This is a genomic window from Agrobacterium sp. CGMCC 11546 (assembly GCF_013365515.1).
Classification (GTDB): Bacteria; Pseudomonadota; Alphaproteobacteria; order Rhizobiales; family Rhizobiaceae; genus Agrobacterium; species Agrobacterium fabrum.
Map to the genome: position 1 here is coordinate 1,669,932 of NZ_CP047388.1, position 16,829 is coordinate 1,686,760.

14 protein-coding genes are annotated in these 16,829 nt (G+C 60.4%); 9 read left to right on the plus strand and 5 right to left on the minus strand.

Annotation, left to right across the window (positions count from 1 at the left end; translation table 11 throughout):
• Positions 1 to 4: 4 nt before the first annotated feature.
• A complete protein-coding gene (locus tag GSF67_RS22195; RefSeq protein WP_006314816.1) occupies positions 5 to 1,204 on the minus strand; it encodes an ROK family transcriptional regulator in 1,200 nt (399 codons plus the stop codon).
• A gap of 194 nt (positions 1,205 to 1,398) precedes the next feature.
• On the opposite strand from GSF67_RS22195, the gene GSF67_RS22200 reads away from it, so the two are divergent.
• From GSF67_RS22200 to GSF67_RS22225, 6 genes are all read left to right on the plus strand, one after another.
• Positions 1,399 to 2,700: an ABC transporter substrate-binding protein gene (locus GSF67_RS22200; protein WP_006314815.1), complete on the plus strand. Its 1,302-nt coding sequence runs from the start codon at positions 1,399 to 1,401 to the stop codon at positions 2,698 to 2,700.
• Between the two features lie 71 nt (positions 2,701 to 2,771).
• Positions 2,772 to 3,704 (plus strand): carbohydrate ABC transporter permease, encoded by a 933-nt coding sequence (locus tag GSF67_RS22205; RefSeq protein ID WP_006314813.1) that lies wholly within the window; start codon positions 2,772 to 2,774, stop codon positions 3,702 to 3,704.
• Positions 3,697 to 4,545, plus strand: coding sequence for a carbohydrate ABC transporter permease (locus tag GSF67_RS22210; RefSeq protein ID WP_004438848.1), 849 nt, complete (start codon positions 3,697 to 3,699; stop codon positions 4,543 to 4,545). Before GSF67_RS22205 ends, GSF67_RS22210 begins: the two co-directional genes overlap by 8 nt.
• Positions 4,546 to 4,562: 17 nt before the next feature.
• Positions 4,563 to 5,636 (plus strand): ABC transporter ATP-binding protein, encoded by a 1,074-nt coding sequence (locus GSF67_RS22215; RefSeq protein WP_006314812.1) that lies wholly within the window; start codon positions 4,563 to 4,565, stop codon positions 5,634 to 5,636.
• 144 nt (positions 5,637 to 5,780) lie between these two features.
• Positions 5,781 to 6,833 (plus strand): sugar phosphate isomerase/epimerase, encoded by a 1,053-nt coding sequence (locus tag GSF67_RS22220; RefSeq protein WP_006314811.1) that lies wholly within the window; start codon positions 5,781 to 5,783, stop codon positions 6,831 to 6,833.
• A 21-nt stretch (positions 6,834 to 6,854) separates the two neighbouring features.
• Entirely contained in the window at positions 6,855 to 8,042 is a 1,188-nt protein-coding gene (locus GSF67_RS22225) for a Gfo/Idh/MocA family protein (RefSeq protein ID WP_006314810.1), read from the plus strand.
• A gap of 111 nt (positions 8,043 to 8,153) precedes the next feature.
• Here the strand turns inward: GSF67_RS22225 and GSF67_RS22230 are convergent, their stop codons facing one another.
• From GSF67_RS22230 to GSF67_RS22240, 3 genes are all read right to left on the minus strand, one after another.
• Positions 8,154 to 8,402, minus strand: a complete 249-nt coding sequence (locus GSF67_RS22230) for a hypothetical protein (protein ID WP_035216164.1) — start codon at positions 8,400 to 8,402, stop codon at positions 8,154 to 8,156.
• A gap of 119 nt (positions 8,403 to 8,521) precedes the next feature.
• The gene (locus GSF67_RS22235) at positions 8,522 to 9,793 is read right to left on the minus strand and encodes a glycerate kinase (protein WP_006314808.1); all 1,272 of its coding nucleotides are present in this window, start codon (positions 9,791 to 9,793) and stop codon (positions 8,522 to 8,524) included.
• A 5-nt stretch (positions 9,794 to 9,798) separates the two neighbouring features.
• Positions 9,799 to 10,152, minus strand: coding sequence for a DUF1304 domain-containing protein (locus GSF67_RS22240; RefSeq protein ID WP_006314807.1), 354 nt, complete (start codon positions 10,150 to 10,152; stop codon positions 9,799 to 9,801).
• A gap of 217 nt (positions 10,153 to 10,369) precedes the next feature.
• Between GSF67_RS22240 and GSF67_RS22245 the strand changes: the two genes are divergently transcribed.
• From GSF67_RS22245 to GSF67_RS22255, 3 genes are read left to right on the plus strand one after another with little or no spacing between them, the layout of a single operon-like run.
• On the plus strand, positions 10,370 to 11,134 hold the full coding sequence (locus GSF67_RS22245; RefSeq protein ID WP_006314806.1) for an ImuA family protein: 765 nt from the start codon (positions 10,370 to 10,372) through the stop codon (positions 11,132 to 11,134).
• Positions 11,049 to 12,566: a DNA polymerase Y family protein gene (locus tag GSF67_RS22250; RefSeq protein WP_035216163.1), complete on the plus strand. Its 1,518-nt coding sequence runs from the start codon at positions 11,049 to 11,051 to the stop codon at positions 12,564 to 12,566. Before GSF67_RS22245 ends, GSF67_RS22250 begins: the two co-directional genes overlap by 86 nt.
• The gene (locus GSF67_RS22255) at positions 12,563 to 15,841 is read left to right on the plus strand and encodes an error-prone DNA polymerase (protein ID WP_006314804.1); all 3,279 of its coding nucleotides are present in this window, start codon (positions 12,563 to 12,565) and stop codon (positions 15,839 to 15,841) included. The genes GSF67_RS22250 and GSF67_RS22255 overlap by 4 nt, the downstream gene beginning before the upstream one ends.
• A 7-nt stretch (positions 15,842 to 15,848) precedes the next feature.
• Here GSF67_RS22255 and GSF67_RS22260 read toward each other — a convergent pair whose 3' ends face one another.
• Entirely contained in the window at positions 15,849 to 16,787 is a 939-nt protein-coding gene (locus GSF67_RS22260; RefSeq protein ID WP_006314803.1) for an AraC family transcriptional regulator, read from the minus strand.
• Between the last annotated feature and the right edge of the window lie 42 nt (positions 16,788 to 16,829).

Genomic DNA, 16,829 nt, shown 5'->3' on the forward strand with positions numbered 1-16,829 from the left:
TCGGCTAGAGCGCCGGCCCCGTGGTGTTCCATGGCGATTCGTAAAGTTCATAAAGCGCGACGGCCGCAGCCCCCTGCGCCCATAAGTCATCGCTCGCAATGTCAAAAACCAGCTCCGCTACGCCGGCCAGTGATGGCGGCACGGCGGCATTGTAGCTGTTGCGAATGCTGGTGATGAAGGGCTCGCCGAGCTCCAGACTGGAGCCCGTGATGATGACTCGCGGCGGCGCAAACAGCGTGACGATATTGGCAAGTGTCAGGCCAAGGGCCGCACCGGCGCGCAGCGCTGCGGCGATAAGATCGTGGTCTTCCGCCGCAATCAGCGCATGGGCATGCTGCATGCCGCGACCAAGCCGGATCGCTTCGGCAAAACGCCCGTCCACCGGGCGCGAGCCAAGAATGGCATTTTCGCCCGCCTGGCTCGCCAGCCGCACCGTGCCTTCATTGGCAAGGCCGATGACGAGGTCGCCGAGATTGTGGCTGAGGCCGCCCGCGCCGCGGAAGAGCTGGTTCTGATGTAGTACGCCAAGCCCGAGCGTCTGTTCGAGCGAAATCAGCACCATGTCTTCGAGGTCACGAGCATGGCCGAACCAGTGGTGGGCGAGCGTGATGGCGTGGGCGTCGCTTTCGATGATGGTCGGGGAATTCAGCCGCGCCGTCATTTCCTCGGCAAAATTGACGTTTACTTCCCGCAGGATAGGGCTGCTGCGGATCCTGCCGGTGCGATGTTCGATGACGCCGGGCAGGCCAAGACAGACCATGTCCACGTCCTCAAGCGAAAAGCCGGCATCGACGACGCAGCGGCGCACCCCGTCCTCCACCAGATCGGCAATGACGCCGATCGGCTGGCGGTCGACGCGGATCGGCAGGGCAAGAGTGGACAGCACATTGCCGCAGAAATCGGTGACGACGAAAACCATGCGGTTCGCGGCGATCTTGGCGCCCACCACGCGGGCGGCGTCCGGGTTCAGCTCCAGCATCACGCGCGGTCTGCCGCGTGCGCCTTCGGTGCGGATATCGCCGATATGGCGGGTAAGGATAAGGCCGTCATCCAGCAGCGAGGCGGTGATCGCCGAAACGGTCGTGGTGGAGAGCTGCGTTCTTTCGCTGATTTCCACCCGCGAAATTGGCCCATGGCGGCGGATGCTGTCCAGCACGCTCAGCCTGTTGATCGCGCGCATCAATTCTGGGTCTGCGGTCTTCATGGTGTCCTGCTGCGATCAATGCCGTTGCTTCCCGATTTATATCGGAATGCGGATTAAATAACGGGGTGGGGGTGGGGTGTGTCAAGCGCCAAGCGCAAAAAATCGGCATTGTGCCTTGACAATGAGCGAACCCTGATATGAATTAATCCGCATTGGGGAATAAATGAGGAAATCCCCGAGGGAGGATCACCATCATGACGATTTGGCACGCAGGCGCAAGCCTGGGCGGCAAGCTGACAGGCTTTGCCACAACGACAAGCATTGCTCTCATGCTCGGCGCCGTAAGCGCCTCGGCCGCGACGGTCGTTAAATGGATGCATGTGGAGCTTGACCCGAAATCCGTGGCTGTCTGGGAGGAGATTGCCAAGGAATATGAGGCCAAGCACCCCGATGTCGATGTTCAGCTGCAGTTCCTTGAAAACGAGGCCTTCAAGGCAAAATTGCCGACGTTGCTGCAATCCAACGACGTGCCTGACTTCTTCTACAGCTGGGGCGGCGGCGTCCTTGAGGAGCAGTCCAAGACCGGTGCGCTGAAGGACCTGACCGAAGTTTTCGATGCCGATGGCGGCAAGCTGCGCCAAGCCTATAATGCCTCCGCAATCGACGGCCTGTCTTTTGACGGCAAGGTTTGGGCCGTGCCGTATCGCGTCAGCCTCGTCAGCTTCTTTTACAACAAGGAGCTGTTCGCCAAGGCCGGTGTGAAGGCCGAGGATATCAAGACCTGGGCGGATTTCAGCACAACAGTCAAGAAGATCAAGGACGCGGGCATCGTGCCGATTGCCGGCGGTGGCGGTGAGAAATGGCCGATCCATTTCTACTGGAGCTACCTCGTCATGCGCAATGGCGGGCAGGCCGTGTTTGATGCAGCCCGCAAGGGCGAAGGCGAAGGCTTCATGGACCCTGCCATCATCAAGGCGGGCGAGCAGCTGGCCGAGTTCGGCAAGCTCGAACCCTTCCAGCCCGGTTATCTCGGCTCCACCTGGCCGCAGGCGCTCGGCGTCTTCGGGGACGGCAAGGCAGCCATCATCCTCGGCTTCGATAATACCGAAGCCAACCAGCGCAAGAATGCCGGTGACGGCAAGGGGCTTGCCCCCGAAAATATCGGCCGCTTTGCCTTCCCGGTCGTTGAAGGCGGTGCCGGCAAGGCCACCGACACGCTGGGTGGGTTGAACGGCTGGGCGCTCACCAAGAACGCCTCCAAGGAAGCGATCGATTTCGCGACCTTCCTGACCAGCAAGGCAAGCGAAGAAAAGATGGCGACCGCTGGCATGATCCTGCCGGTTGCAACGGGCGCTGCCGGTGCGGTGAAAAACCCGCTGCTCGCGGATTCCGCCAAGCAGCTTGCCGCCTCCACCTGGCACCAGAACTTCTTCGACCAGACACTGGGGGCCGCCGTTGGCCGTGTCGTCAACGATGTCTCGGTCGAGATCGTGTCCGGCCAGATGACCGCAGAGGAAGGCGCCAAGCAGATTCAGGACGCATTCGAACTGCGCTGATCTGACGATTTCCATGGTGGCGCCGCCGAATATGCGGCGCCGCTTATCTGCCTCCATGAAAGCGGATAGAGATGACGGATATTTCCATGACTTCTGCGTCCAGACCGGCGCGGCGCGCGGCAAAGCGCAAGCAAAGCTCGGTCGCACATGACCGGGCGTTGACCCTGCTGGTGTTTCTGCCGCCGGCACTTCTGCTCTTTACCCTGTTCGTCATCCTGCCCATGGGCGAGGCGGCGTGGTATAGCCTTTATCGCTGGAACGGTTACGGCACACCGACCGATTTTGTGGGCTTGAAGAATTTCCAGGTCCTGTTCGGCAATGCCGCCTTCTCGCAGGCCTTGATGAATAACGGACTGATCATCCTCATCTCGATCCTGATCCAGATTCCGCTGGCGATCTGGCTTGCCATGATGCTGGCGCACCGCATTCCCGGCGTCGTCGCCTTCCGGCTGGTGTTCTTTCTGCCCTATGTTTTGGCTGACGTTGCAGCGGGTCTGATCTGGCGTTTCGTTTATGATGGCGATTACGGTCTGTTCGCCGCCATCTCCAATTTCTTCGGCTTCGCCAATCCTTACGTGCTGGCCGACAAGGATGTGGCGATCTATGCCGTGCTCGGCGTCATCGTCTGGAAATATTTCGGTTTCCACATGATGCTGTTCATCGCCGGGCTCCAGTCCGTCGACAAGAACGTGCTGGAGGCGGCTGAAATCGACGGTGCGTCGGGCTGGCAGAAATTCCGTTACGTCACGCTGCCGATGCTTGGCTCCACGGTGCGCCTTTCCGTGTTCTTTGCGGTCATCGGCTCGCTGCAGCTGTTCGACATGATCATGCCGCTCACCGGCGGTGGCCCGTCCAACTCCACGCAGACCATGGTCACCTTCCTTTACACCTACGGCGTCATGCGTATGCAGGTGGGGCTTGGCAGCGCGGTCGGCGTCGTTCTTTTCGTCATCTGCGTGACGCTCGCCTTCGGTTACAAAAGGATTTTCATGCGCCATGACTGACACCTCCACCTCCGTCCGTATGCCGCTGCAAACCAAGCTTTATCTTTATATTTCACTGAGCCTGATTGCAGCCATCGTGCTCATCCCGCTTCTGACAACGGCGCTTGGCGGCTTCAAGACGCTGGGGGACCTGCGCGTCAACCCCTTCGGCATTCCGGCCGAATGGCAATGGGCCAATTACGGCGATATTCTCTTCGGCAAACGCTACTGGCTGCAAATCTTCAATTCGCTTGTTATCGCGCTGTTGACGGTGTTCCTGACGCTGACCGTCTCGGCCATGGCGGCTTTCACCTTCGCGCATGTGAAGTTTTTCGGCTCGTCCTTCCTGCTCAATTATTTCCTGCTGGGGCTGATGTTCCCGGCGGCCACCGCCATTCTGCCGCTGTTCATCCGTATTCGCGATCTCGGCCTGCTCGATACCTATTGGGGCGTGGTTCTGCCGCAGGTGGCCTTCGGGCTGGGCATGAGCATCCTTCTGTTCCGCAATTACTTCCGTAATCTGCCGGACGAACTGTTTCAGGCTGCCTTCGTGGACGGCTGCGGTTATCTACGGTTCTTCTGGCATATTTCCGTGCCGCTTTCGCGGCCGATCGTGGCGACCGTAGGCATCGTTTCGTTTGTCGGCAGCTGGAACAGCTACATCCTGCCGCTGATCATGCTGAATTCGGAATCGAAATATCCCTGGCCGCTCGGCATCATGGTCTATCGCGGCGAATTCGGCACCGAATGGCAACTCGTGCTCGCCTTCATCACGCTGACGATCCTGCCGACTGTCATCGTCTTCTTCCTCGCCCAGAAACACATCATCGCGGGCCTGACGGCCGGTGCCGTCAAATCGTGACTTGAAAGGAGCAAAATATGGCTTCCGTCGAACTTAGGGATATCCGCAAGTCCTATGCCGCACTCGATGTCATTCACGGCATCTCGCTTGATATAGCCGACGGCGAATTCATTGCGCTGGTCGGGCCTTCGGGCTGCGGCAAGTCCACACTGCTGCGCATGATCGCCGGGCTGGAGGAAATCACCGATGGGGATATTCTCATCGGCGACAAGGTAGTCAATTCCATGACCCCGCGAGAACGCAACATCGCCATGGTGTTCCAGTCCTATGCGCTTTATCCGCATATGACGGTGGCCGAAAACATGGGCTTCAACCTGAAGCTCGCCGGCCAGCCGAAAAACGTCATCGAGGAGCGCGTGGCGGAAGCCGCCCGCATGCTCGATCTCGGCAAGCTTCTGGATCGCAAGCCCTCGCAGCTTTCCGGCGGCCAGCGCCAGCGTGTCGCCATGGGCCGCGCGGTGGTGCGCAATCCCGCAGTCTTTCTGTTCGATGAGCCGCTATCCAACCTGGATGCCAAGCTCCGCGTACAGATGCGCAGCGAAATCAAAGCCTTACATCAGAAAGTCGGTACGACCTCGATTTACGTCACCCATGACCAGATCGAAGCCATGACGCTGGCGGACCGGGTGGTGGTACTCAATCACGGCCGCATCGAGCAGCAGGGCACACCGCTCGAGCTTTACAAGACACCCGCCAATCTCTTCGTCGCCGCCTTTATCGGCTCGCCCGCCATGAACCTCATCGAAGGCGTGGTCGACGGCGAGGACGACCAGCCCGCTGCCAGGCTGAAGGATGGAACCGCGATCCGCATTGCCGCCTCCAGAAAAGTCAAACGCGGCCAGCCGGTGACGATTGGCTTGAGACCGGAACATATCGGCTCATCCATCGGTGGTGATATTTCGCTTTCCGGACGAACGGTACTGGTGGAACCAACCGGCGCGCAGACGCATGTGGTCTTTGAACTGGCGGGTGATCAGGTGACGGCGGTGGTGGATGGCGAGCAGCCGGTGAAGGTCAATACGCCCTTCGCCACCACCGTGCATCATGAGCGTGTGCACGTCTTCGACAGGGCGAGCGGCCTGGCGCTTTAAGCGCCATGTGCATTTTTAGTGGAGTGCGAAAATTCTTTTGTCCCGCCGCTTTTGGGGCTTGTTTGAAAACTACGAGCGGTTAGCTTGGCGCTGGAGAAAAAAGCGGGTTACCGCGTAACTGTATCGATGCAGGAGGAGATTTTAATGAGAACGATCAAGGGCCCGGGTCTTTTTCTCGGTCAGTTTGCCGGTGATGTTGCCCCCTTCAACAGCTGGGATGCCATCACCAAATGGGCGGCGGAAAAAGGTTATGCCGGCGTGCAGGTGCCAAGCTGGGCAGGCCAGCTGATCGATCTCAAAAAAGCGGCTGAATCGAAGGATTATTGCGATGAGTTCGCCGGTGTAGCGCGCCAGAACGGCGTGGAAGTAACGGAGCTTTCCACCCACCTGCAGGGCCAGCTCGTTGCGGTTCACCCCGCTTATGATGAGGCCTTTGATGGTTTTGCCGCACCGGAAGTGCGCGGCAACCCCAAAGCGCGCCAGGAGTGGGCGGTAGAGCAGGTGAAGCTTGCGTTGAAAGCCTCGAGGAATCTCGGCATCAAGGCGCATGCGACCTTTTCCGGCGCGCTTGCCTGGCCGTTCGTCTACCCGTGGCCGCAACGCCCGGCCGGTCTGGTGGAAACCGCCTTTGACGAGCTTGCAAAACGCTGGACGCCGATCCTTGATTATGCCGATGAACAGGGCGTCGATGTCTGCTACGAGATCCATCCGGGCGAGGATCTGCATGACGGCGTCACCTTCGAGATGTTCCTGGAGCGGGTGAAGAACCATCCCCGCGCCAACATGCTCTACGACCCCTCGCATTACGTGCTGCAATGCCTTGATTATCTTGACAATATCGACATCTACAAGGATCGCATCAAGATGTTCCACGTCAAGGATGCGGAGTTCAATCCGACCGGACGGCAGGGCGTCTATGGCGGGTATCAGGGCTGGGTGAACCGCGCTGGTCGTTTCCGCTCGCTGGGCGACGGGCAGGTTGATTTCGGTGCGATCTTCTCGAAAATGGCGGCCAATGATTTCGACGGCTGGGCCGTGGTCGAGTGGGAATGCGCGTTGAAACACCCTGAAGATGGCGCGCGCGAAGGTGCCGAGTTCGTCAAGCATCATATCATCCGCGTCACGGAAAAGGCCTTTGACGATTTCGCATCTGGTGGCACCGACGATGCGGCCAACCGCCGTATGCTTGGGCTTTGAAAGCATTTCAGGGGAAATATTATGGCTATTGAAGGAAAGACAACCGACGTGGCGAACAAGCGGATTCGCCTCGGCATGGTCGGCGGCGGTTCGGGCGCATTCATCGGCGGCGTTCATCGCATGGCAGCGCGGCTCGACAATCGCTTCGATCTCGTGGCGGGGGCCCTGTCCTCGACACCGGAAAAATCCCTAGCTTCCGGGCGTGAGCTGGGGCTCGACTCTGAGCGTTGCTACGGCTCGTTTGAAGAAATGGCCGAAAAAGAAGCGCTGCGCGAGGATGGTATCGAGGCGGTGGCGATCGTCACCCCCAACCATGTGCACTATCCCGCTGCAAAGGCCTTCCTGGAGCGCGGCATCCATGTCATCTGCGACAAGCCGCTGACTTCCAATCTCGAAGACGCGAAAAAGCTGAAGGACGTGGCCGATAAGGCCGATGCGCTGTTCATCCTGACGCATAACTACACCGGTTATCCAATGGTGCGGCATGCGCGCGAGCTGGTGGAGGCCGGTGCACTCGGCAATATCCGTCTGGTGCAAATGGAATATCCGCAGGACTGGCTGACGGAGGCGGTGGAACAGACCGGCGCGAAACAGGCAGTCTGGCGTACCGATCCGGCCCAATCTGGCGTTGGCGGTTCCACCGGTGACATCGGCACCCATGCCTATAATCTCGGCTGCTTCATTTCCGGTCTCGAAGCGGATGAGCTGGCGGCGGATGTGCATACCTTCGTCGAAGGCCGTCGGCTCGATGACAATGCTCATGTGATGATGCGCTTCAAGCCCAAGGGCGGCAAGCAACCCGCCAGGGGCATGCTCTGGTGCAGCCAGGTGGCAGTCGGCCATGAAAATGGGCTGAAGATCCGCGTTTATGGCGACAAGGCCGGTCTCGAATGGACGCAGGCCGATCCGAATTATCTGTGGTTTACGAAGCTCGGCGAACCGAAGCAGTTGATCACCCGCGGCGGGGCCGGGGCAGGGGCCGCAGCCGCTCGCGTTACCCGCATACCCTCCGGCCATCCGGAAGGATATCTGGAAGCCTTCGCTACCATCTATACCGAGGCTGCGCATGCCATTGAGGCGCGCCGCACCGGTTCGGCGCTGGATAAGGCGGTCATCTATCCGACGGTGGATGACGGCGTCAAAGGTGTGGCCTTCGTCACGGCCTGCATCGAGTCAGGCAAGAAGAATGGCGGCTGGGTGAAGCTGTAAAACAACGTTGCGGCCTGGTTTCTTCTCCCCCTCGGGGGAGAAGCGGCCTCCGCTCGCTTCTTTCCTTTGCGATACGCCTCCGTGCTCCAGAGCCTGATCTGCCTCGACACATCAATTAACGCGTGTCGACTGCTGCTGTGTCCGCTCTGTCACCGGGCAGCCATCCTCGATCTTGGTCCAGGACGAAACATTGAGCTTCATCTCGCAGCGCGCGAGATAAGAAGCACCATCGACCTTCAGGCAGGATGTCTGGCCGAGTTCGAACATGGTGCCGCGATTTCGGCATTTGCAATTATGGGCATCCGCCAAGGCGGGGCTAAGGGCCACTATCAGGCCGGGTACGAGCACTCCAAGACGCATGGCTGAGGCTCCCAAGGATATGCCGCCAATTTATACCTCTCCGGCGGCATAGTCAAAAACGGCCTCTGCCTGAGGATACGCACGGCCGGACGGGAGAGCCGGCTCGAACGCTTACACCTTCACCATATCAAAATCGCCCTGATATCATTCACATTCGTCAGGGTCGGACCGGTGACGACAAGATCGCCCGCCGCCTTGAAAGCGGTATAGCTATCATGGCTCACCAGCGACTGGCGCGGATCGACACCTGCAGCGCGCATGCGCGCCAGCGTATCCGGCGTTACCACGGCACCTGCCGCATCTTCCACGCCGTCTATGCCGTCGCTATCGCCTGCAATCGCCCAGATGCCGGCTGCGCCTTTCAGCGTCAGCGCGAGGCTCAGCAGGAACTCCGTGTTGCGGCCGCCCTTGCCGGCCGGTCCCTTGCCAATCGTGACCGTGGTTTCGCCGCCGGAAAGCAGCACGGCCGGACCTTTGACCGGCAGGCCCTTGCGGCTGGCGGAGGACGCGATGCCGGCCATGACGGCACCGACATCCCTGGATTCGCCTTCAAGGGAATCCCCGAGGATAAGCGGCGTAAGGCCGAGCTTCACGGCCTCATCCGCTGCGGCCTGCAGCGCAAGCGAGGGCGCCGCGATCATCCTGACATCCTCTTCGATATCACCAGACTTCGGGGTTTCCTCACCCTTTTCCAGCACTTTGCGCACGGTTTCGGGAAGATCGAGCGCATATCGGGCGACGATTTCGCGCACGGTCGCGATATCACTCGGATCGGCAACCGTCGGGCCGGAGGCGATCTCGGAGGGATCGTCACCCGGCACGTCGGAAATCAGCAGCGAAACAACCTTGGCCGGTCTGGCGGCCAGCGCCAGCCGTCCGCCCTTGATGCGGGAGAGATGTTTGCGCACCGCGTTCATTTCGGAGATCGTCGCACCGCTGGCTAGAAGGGAACGATTGACAGCCATCTTGTCGGCAAGCGTCATGCCTTCGGCCGGCGCCACCATCAGCGCCGAACCGCCGCCGGAAATCAGCGCGATGACCATATCGTCGGCAGTCAGTTCCTCAACGGCGGCGAGAATGCGTTTGGCCGCTTCCGCACTTTTGTCATCAGGTACGGGATGCGAGGCCTCGATGATCTCGATACGGGAGGTTGGAACCGCATGGCCATAACGCGTCACCACCACACCGGAAAGATCGACATGCGGCCATGCCTCTTCCAGCGCTGCGGCCATGGCGGCTGAGGCCTTGCCGGCACCGACGACCACGCAGCGACCCTTGGGTGGGGATGGGAGATGCTGTTGCAACACCTTCGCCGGATCAGCACTTGCGACTGCCGCCATGAATATCCGGTTGAGGGCATCTTTGGCGCGGGTGTCGTTCCATGCGGTCATCGGGTTCATGCTCCGATCCAGAGAAATCCGAGCGCAAACAAGGCTGGCAGTGCCTGAATGAACAGGATCTTCATATTGGCGGTAACGGCGCCGAAAATACCGGCCACCAGGACACACAGCAGGAAAAACACCTTGAAGCTCAGCCCTTCATCGCCCTCTGTGAGCCCATAGATGAGCCCGGCTGCCAGAAACCCGTTATAAAGCCCCTGATTGGCGGCGAGCACTTTCGTCTGCCGGGCAAAATCCGCCGAGAGACCGAAGGCCTTGCGGCCGGCCGGTTTTTCCCACAGCAGCATTTCCAGGATGACGATGTAGATATGGATGGCCGCAACCACGGCAATCAGAATGCTGGCGATCATCGGCGGTTCCTCCAAACCATGGTGTCCGGCGCCTGCGGTTTTCACAGGGAGAGCAGACATTTCCGTTTTAACGGCGGAACGAAGCGCTGCAAGGCCAGAATCCCCTCTTCCCGTGCAAACTGTTGAAGAGCGGCAGCCTGTTGCTTGACTCTTGGTTGAAATAGGAACAAAACAGGAACAATAGAAGTGAAAATCTGGAATTGAAACCTGTCATGCCATGCAAAAGCGCGCGGACCAGTTGCTCGTTGTCGAAGAGCTGCGTGAAAGGCTGGAAAGGATCGGTAACGGCCCTGAGCGGCTGCACGAGACCTTGCCTTTCGGCGTGGATGCCATTGACCATCACCTGCCGGGAGGCGGGTTGAAGCTCGGTTGCCTGCATGAGCTGAGCGGCGGCGGCAATGGCGCTGCCGATGGCGCGGCAGCAGCGCTGTTTGCAGCCGGTGTGGCGGCAAGGCTTTCCGGCAAGGTTTTATGGTGTGTCACCCGTCGGGACCTGTTCATGCCGGGCCTGACGCAGGCCGGCCTGTCACAGAACCGGCTCATCATCGTTGAATGCCGCGATGAAAAAGGCGTGCTCGACTGTTTCGAGGAGGGACTGCGCTGCAACGGTTTCGGCGCGGTGATGGGTGAATTGTCAAAGTTGCCGATGACCGCCTCGCGGCGGCTGCAGCTGGCGGCGGAAATCTCTGGGGTTACCGGCATCGCCATCCGCCGCTTCCGGCGTCAAGCCGATGCGGCGCTGTTCGGTGAGCCGACAGCGGCGGTGACCCGCTGGCGCATTTCCGTGCGGCCTTCATCCCCCCTGCCGGTGCCGGGAGTGGGCAGGCCGCGCTGGTTGCTGGAGCTTTTGCGATGTCGCGGCGGCGAAAGCGCTGAATTTGAAGTGGAAGCCTGTGATGCAAAGGGTCGTCTCGCTCTACCTGCCGACATGGCCGACGGATCGTTTCCGGCGTCTTTCGGGCAAGAACGTGCTGCCGGTTGAAAAGCCGCTGGTCATGATCGGCCGCCAGGGCAGCCGCCGGCTGGTGCTGGCGCTCGACAAGGCGGCAAAGGCGGCGGGCATCCGCCCCGGCACGCCGGTCAGCAAGGCGCAGGCGCTGGTGCCGGGTCTTCTCGTTGAAGAGCTGGATGCGGCTGGTGATGCCCGTGCCCTGCAGCAGCTGGCCTTTCATTTCCTGCGCATCTATGCCCCCATCGTCGCCGCTGATTCACCGGATGGGCTGGTGCTGGACACATCAGGCGCGGACCATCTGCACGGCAATGAGACGCTGATGCTGAGCGGCATGGTCAACCGTCTGCATGCTGCCGGATTCGCTGCCCGCGCCGCCATTGCCGATAGCTGGGGGGCGGCCCATGCGCTGGCGCGTTTTGGCCGTGAAGCGATCAGCATCGTGCCGCCGGGCGGGCAGCGTGTGGCGATCAGCGGCTTGCCGCTTGCTGCCCTCAGGCTGGAGGAGCGCATTGTGTCCGGGCTGAAGGTGCTCGGTTTCCGCAGTATCGGCGAGCTTGCCGAAGCCCCGCGCGCGCCGCTGACCCTGCGTTTCGGCCCCGAGCTCGTTCGCCGTCTTTCCCAGGCGCTCGGCGAGATCGGCGAACCCATCGAACCGGTGCGCGTGGCTGAACTGGTGGAGGTGCGGCGCGCCTTTCCCGAGCCGATCGCGGCGGCGGAGACGATTGCCCGTTATACACAGAAGTTGGTTGTCGACCTTTGTGCCGCGCTGGAGAAGCGCGGCCTCGGCGCGCGCCGGGTCGATCTGGTGCTGCACCGGGTGGATAGCGGCCTGCAGGCCATACGGGCCGGCACTTCCAGACCGGTGCGCGATGTCAAACAGCTTGTTCGGCTTTTGACCGACCGTATCGACAGCATCGATCCCGGCTTCGGCATTGAGATGATGGTGCTGACCGCCACCCATGCCGAGCCGCTTGTCGCCGCGCAAGCCCGTTCCTCGCTGCTTGAGGAGGGGCGGGCGGAAATCGCCGATACGGTCGATGTCATCCTCAATCGCGGCCACCGGGTCTATCGTTATGCGGCGGTGGCAAGCGACGTGCCGGAACGTTCTCTTGCACGCGTTGCGGCGCTTGCGCCTGAGGATACGCTCGGCTGGCCCGGCCACTGGCCGCGCCCGGTCCGGCTTTTTGCAAGGCCGGAACCCATCGAGACGCTGGCGCTGCTGCCGGACCACCCGCCGCGTTATTTCCTCTGGAAGGGCGAGCGCCATAATGTGCGGCGCGCCGACGGGCCGGAACGGGTGTTCGGTGAATGGTGGAAACGCGACCGGGAAAAGGCCGCCGTGCGCGATTATTTCACGGTGGAAAATGAAGGCGGAGAACGCTTCTGGATTTTCCGCTCCGGTGATGGCGAACATGCCGAAACGGGCTCACAGGGCTGGTTCATCCACGGGGTCTTCGCATGAGCGCGCCCGGTTATGCCGAACTTCAGGTGACCACGCATTTTTCCTTCCTGCGCGGGGCAAGCTCCTGCGATGAGCTTTTCGAACAGGCCAAAAACCTCGGCATAGAGGCGCTGGGCATTGCCGACCGCAACAGCCTTGCGGGTATTCCCCGCGCCTTTGAGGCCGCCAATAATCATGGCATCCGCCTCGTCATCGGCTGCCGGCTTGATCTGGATGACGATCTTTCCGTGCTTGTTTATCCCATGGATCGCCCGGCTTATGGGCGGCTTTGCCGGCTGCTATCCGTGGGCAAGAAAAGGGGCGGCAAGGGCAAGTGCAGGCTCACCTGGGACGATCTCGTAGCCTATGCCGAAGGCCTGATCGTCGTGTTGCTCGCTAACCTCGCGGATGATCTCTGCGCGCTTCGCCTGCGTCGGTTGAAGGCAACTTTTGCCGACCGGGCCTATATGGCGCTCAGTCTTCGAAGACGACCCAACGACCAGATGCGTCTTTTCGAGCTGTCAGAGATAGCGCAAGCCGCAGGCGTGCCGACTGTTGTTACCAATGACGTGCTGTTTCATGTGCCCGAACGGCGCATGCTGCAGGATGTTGTCACCTGCATAAGGCACAATTGCACCATCGACGAGGCGGGCTTCCGCCGCGAACGCCATGCCGACCGCTATATGAAACCGCCGGAAGAGATGCACCGGCTGTTTGCCCGTTACCCCGAAGCGCTCTCCCGCAGCCTCGAAATTGCAAAACGCTGCAAATTTTCGCTGAAGGAGCTGGTTTATCAATATCCCGAGGAGCGTAGCCTGCCGGGGCTAACGGCGCAGCAGGCGCTGGAGAAGATGGTCTGGGAGGCGGTGCCGGGGCGTTATCCGAATGGTTTGCCGGAGAAGGTGGAGAAGGCGCTGCATCATGAGCTGGCGGTTGTCGGGAGGCTGCAATATGCCTCCTATTTCCTGACCGTGAATGCCATTGTCCGTTATGCGCGTTCAAAAGATATTCTATGTCAGGGGCGTGGTTCGGCGGCCAATTCGGTTATCTGTTTTGTGCTTGGCATCACCGCCATCGATCCCGCTCTTTTCAGCAATCTCGTCTTCGAACGGTTCGTTTCCGAGAACCGGGGAGAACCGCCGGATATCGACGTGGATTTCGAACACCAGCGGCGTGAAGAGGTCATTCAGTGGGTCTATGACACCTACGGCCGTGACAAGGCTGCACTTTGCTCTGTCGTTACCCGTTATCGCGGGCGTGGGGCGCTGCGCGATGTCGGCAAGGTTCTGGGCCTGCCGGAAGACCTGACCAAACTTCTGTCTTCCCAGGTATGGCGCTGGAGCGAGGGTGTGGGTGAAAAGCAGGTGAAGGAACTGAACCTCAATATGGAGGATCGCCGCCTGAAGCTTGCCTTCGAACTGGCCAACCAGCTTGTCGGCACACCGCGCCATCACAGCCAGCATCCGGGTGGCTTTGTTCTTACCCATGATCGGCTGGACGAGCTGGTGCCTATCGAACCCGCTGCCATGAATGATCGCCAGATCATCGAATGGGACAAGGACGATATCGATGTCGTGAAGTTCATGAAGATGGATTGCCTGGCGCTTGGCATGCTCTCCTGCATGAAGCGCGGCTTCGACATGTTGGAGGCACGCACCGGAGAGAAATACGATCTCGCCGCCATGCCGCCGGATGACGGGCCTACCTATGCCATGATCCAGAAAGCCGATACGCTCGGTACGTTCCAGATTGAAAGCCGGGCGCAGATGTCGATGCTGCCGCGCCTGAGACCGAAGGAGTTTTACGACCTCGTCATTCAGGTCGCCATCGTTCGCCCCGGCCCCATTCAGGGGGATATGGTCCATCCCTATCTACGCCGCCGGCAGGGAAAGGAGCCGGTCCTTTTTCCGAAAAAGGAACTTGAAAGCGTCTTGGGAAAGACGATGGGTGTTCCGCTGTTTCAGGAGCAGGCGATGCGGATCGCCATGGATTGCGCCGGTTTAACTGCAGATGAGGCTGACCAGCTGCGCCGGGCTATGGCGACTTTCAAGAATGTCGGCACCATTTCCAAATTCAGGGAAAAACTGGTTACGGGCATGGTAGAGCGCGGTTATGACAAAGAATTCGCCGAACGCATCTTCAAGCAGCTGGAAGGGTTCGGCAGTTATGGTTTCCCTGAAAGCCATGCGGCCTCCTTCGCACTGATTGCCTATGCCTCCTCATGGCTGAAATGCCATCACCCCGATATTTTCTGTACGGCGCTTCTCAATTCGCAGCCCATGGGGTTTTACGCACCGGCGCAGATTGTACGGGATGCGCGCGACCATGGCGTGGAAGTGCGCCCGGTCTGCGTTAATAACAGCCGCTTTGATTGTACGCTGGAGCCTACGGGCAAGAAGAATGGCAAGGGTGAGGAGCGCTTTGCCGTGCGGCTTGGTCTGCGCATGGTAAAGGGGCTTTCCAATGACCATGCTGCAAAAATCGTCGCCGCCCGGCAGGATCGGCCTTTCTCCTCCGTCGATGATCTGTGGCGAAGGGCGGGGGTTCCGGCTGCTGCCCTCGTCTGCCTTGCCGAAGCCGATGCCTTCCTGCCGTCGCTTCGTCTTGCCAGACGCGAAGCGCTCTGGGCCATCAAGGCCTTGCGGGATGAGCCGCTGCCGCTTTTTGCCGCTGCCGCCAGCAGGGAAAATGCCGTTATCGAAGAGCTTCAGGAGCCTTCCGTTGCGCTTCGGCCCATGACTGACGGTGGCGAGGTGGTGCAGGATTATGGCCATGTGGGGCTGACCCTGCGCGAACACCCCATGACCTTCCTGCGCCGCGATCTTTCCCGCCGCCGCATCGTCACCTGTGCGGAGGCGGTGCGTGTGCGGGATGGCACATGGCTGGAAACGGCCGGTCTGGTGCTGGTGCGCCAGCGTCCCGGTTCGGCAAAGGGCGTGATCTTCATGACGCTGGAGGATGAGACGGGCATTGCCAATGCGGTACTGTGGGTGAAAACCTTCGAAAAATACCGGCGCGTGGTGCTGTCGGCCGGCATGGTCGGCATTTACGGCAAGATCCAGCGGGAAGGCGAGGTGGTGCATCTGGTCGCCCACCGGCTGACCGATCTGTCGCAGGCGCTGGCGAGTGTGGGTGAACGCAACCACGCTTTTCCCCTGCCGCACGGGCGTGGCGACGAATTCCACCACGGCATGCCGCCGGAAGATCATCGCGCTATCAGGAGACGTCCGCCGCCCTCCAACCATGATGACGATGAGGTCGAGCGGATAAAGGTCATTTCCCGCAATTTTCACTGAGAAGCTTTTAAGCCGCTTCCTCCAGCCCTGCCGTATCCTTTCGGCGGAACTGGCTTGGCGGCGCGCCGAGTACACGTTTGAAGGCGCGGCTGAAGGAGGCCTCGGAATCATAGCCGAGCTTTTCCGCTGCCACTGTCACACGCATGCCTTCGCGCAGCCACAGCCGTGCCTGATGCATGCGTACGCGCACCACATAACGCGCCGGGCTTTCGCCCACCACGCGGGTGAAGCGTTCCGCGAAACTGGAACGGGATGCACCCATCAACGATGCGAGTTCTTCCACGCTCCAGTCCTTTTCGGGGTTGAGATGGATGGCGGCCAGCACGCGGCCGAGTTCGGGATTGCGCACGGCGGCAAGCCAGCCGCTGGAATCGCCGCAGCCATGTTCCACCCATGTGCGAATCAGGGTTGCGGTCAATACATCGGCAAGCCTTGCCAGAATGCCGCCTGCGCCGACGCGATTGAGCTCCACCTCGCGGGTCATGGCTTCCAGCAAATGCGGAATGGCCGGATCGCTTTTGGCCAGATCGCTGGTCAACATCACATCCGGCATCAGTTGCAGGAGTGGGTGCAGATTATCCATGTTGAAACGCATCGAAGCGGTAAAGGCCACGGTATCACCGCCGGCGCTCGCGCATTGCAAGTCGAAAACACCCTGACAGACTTCCTTTTTGCCGAAGTGATCAAAGGGAGACGGCGTCACACTCTCACCACTGCCCAGCACATGGGCGTGGCCCCGGGGCAGAAGAACGGCATCGCCGCATGTCAGCGTCAGCCATTCGCCGGAAGGTTTCTGCAGTTTCGCCTGACCGACGCCGATGAAATGAAACCGCGCCGCGTCCTGTTCGGGAAAAGCCGTCGCCCAGGGTGTCGCCAGGCGGCAGCGGCCATACTCCACGCCGTCGAGCCTCAGGCCACGCAGCATTTCTGTCAGGGCATCATTCATGGCAGCTCTCGCAAATTCAGACGATTGGTTAAGGAATTTCGG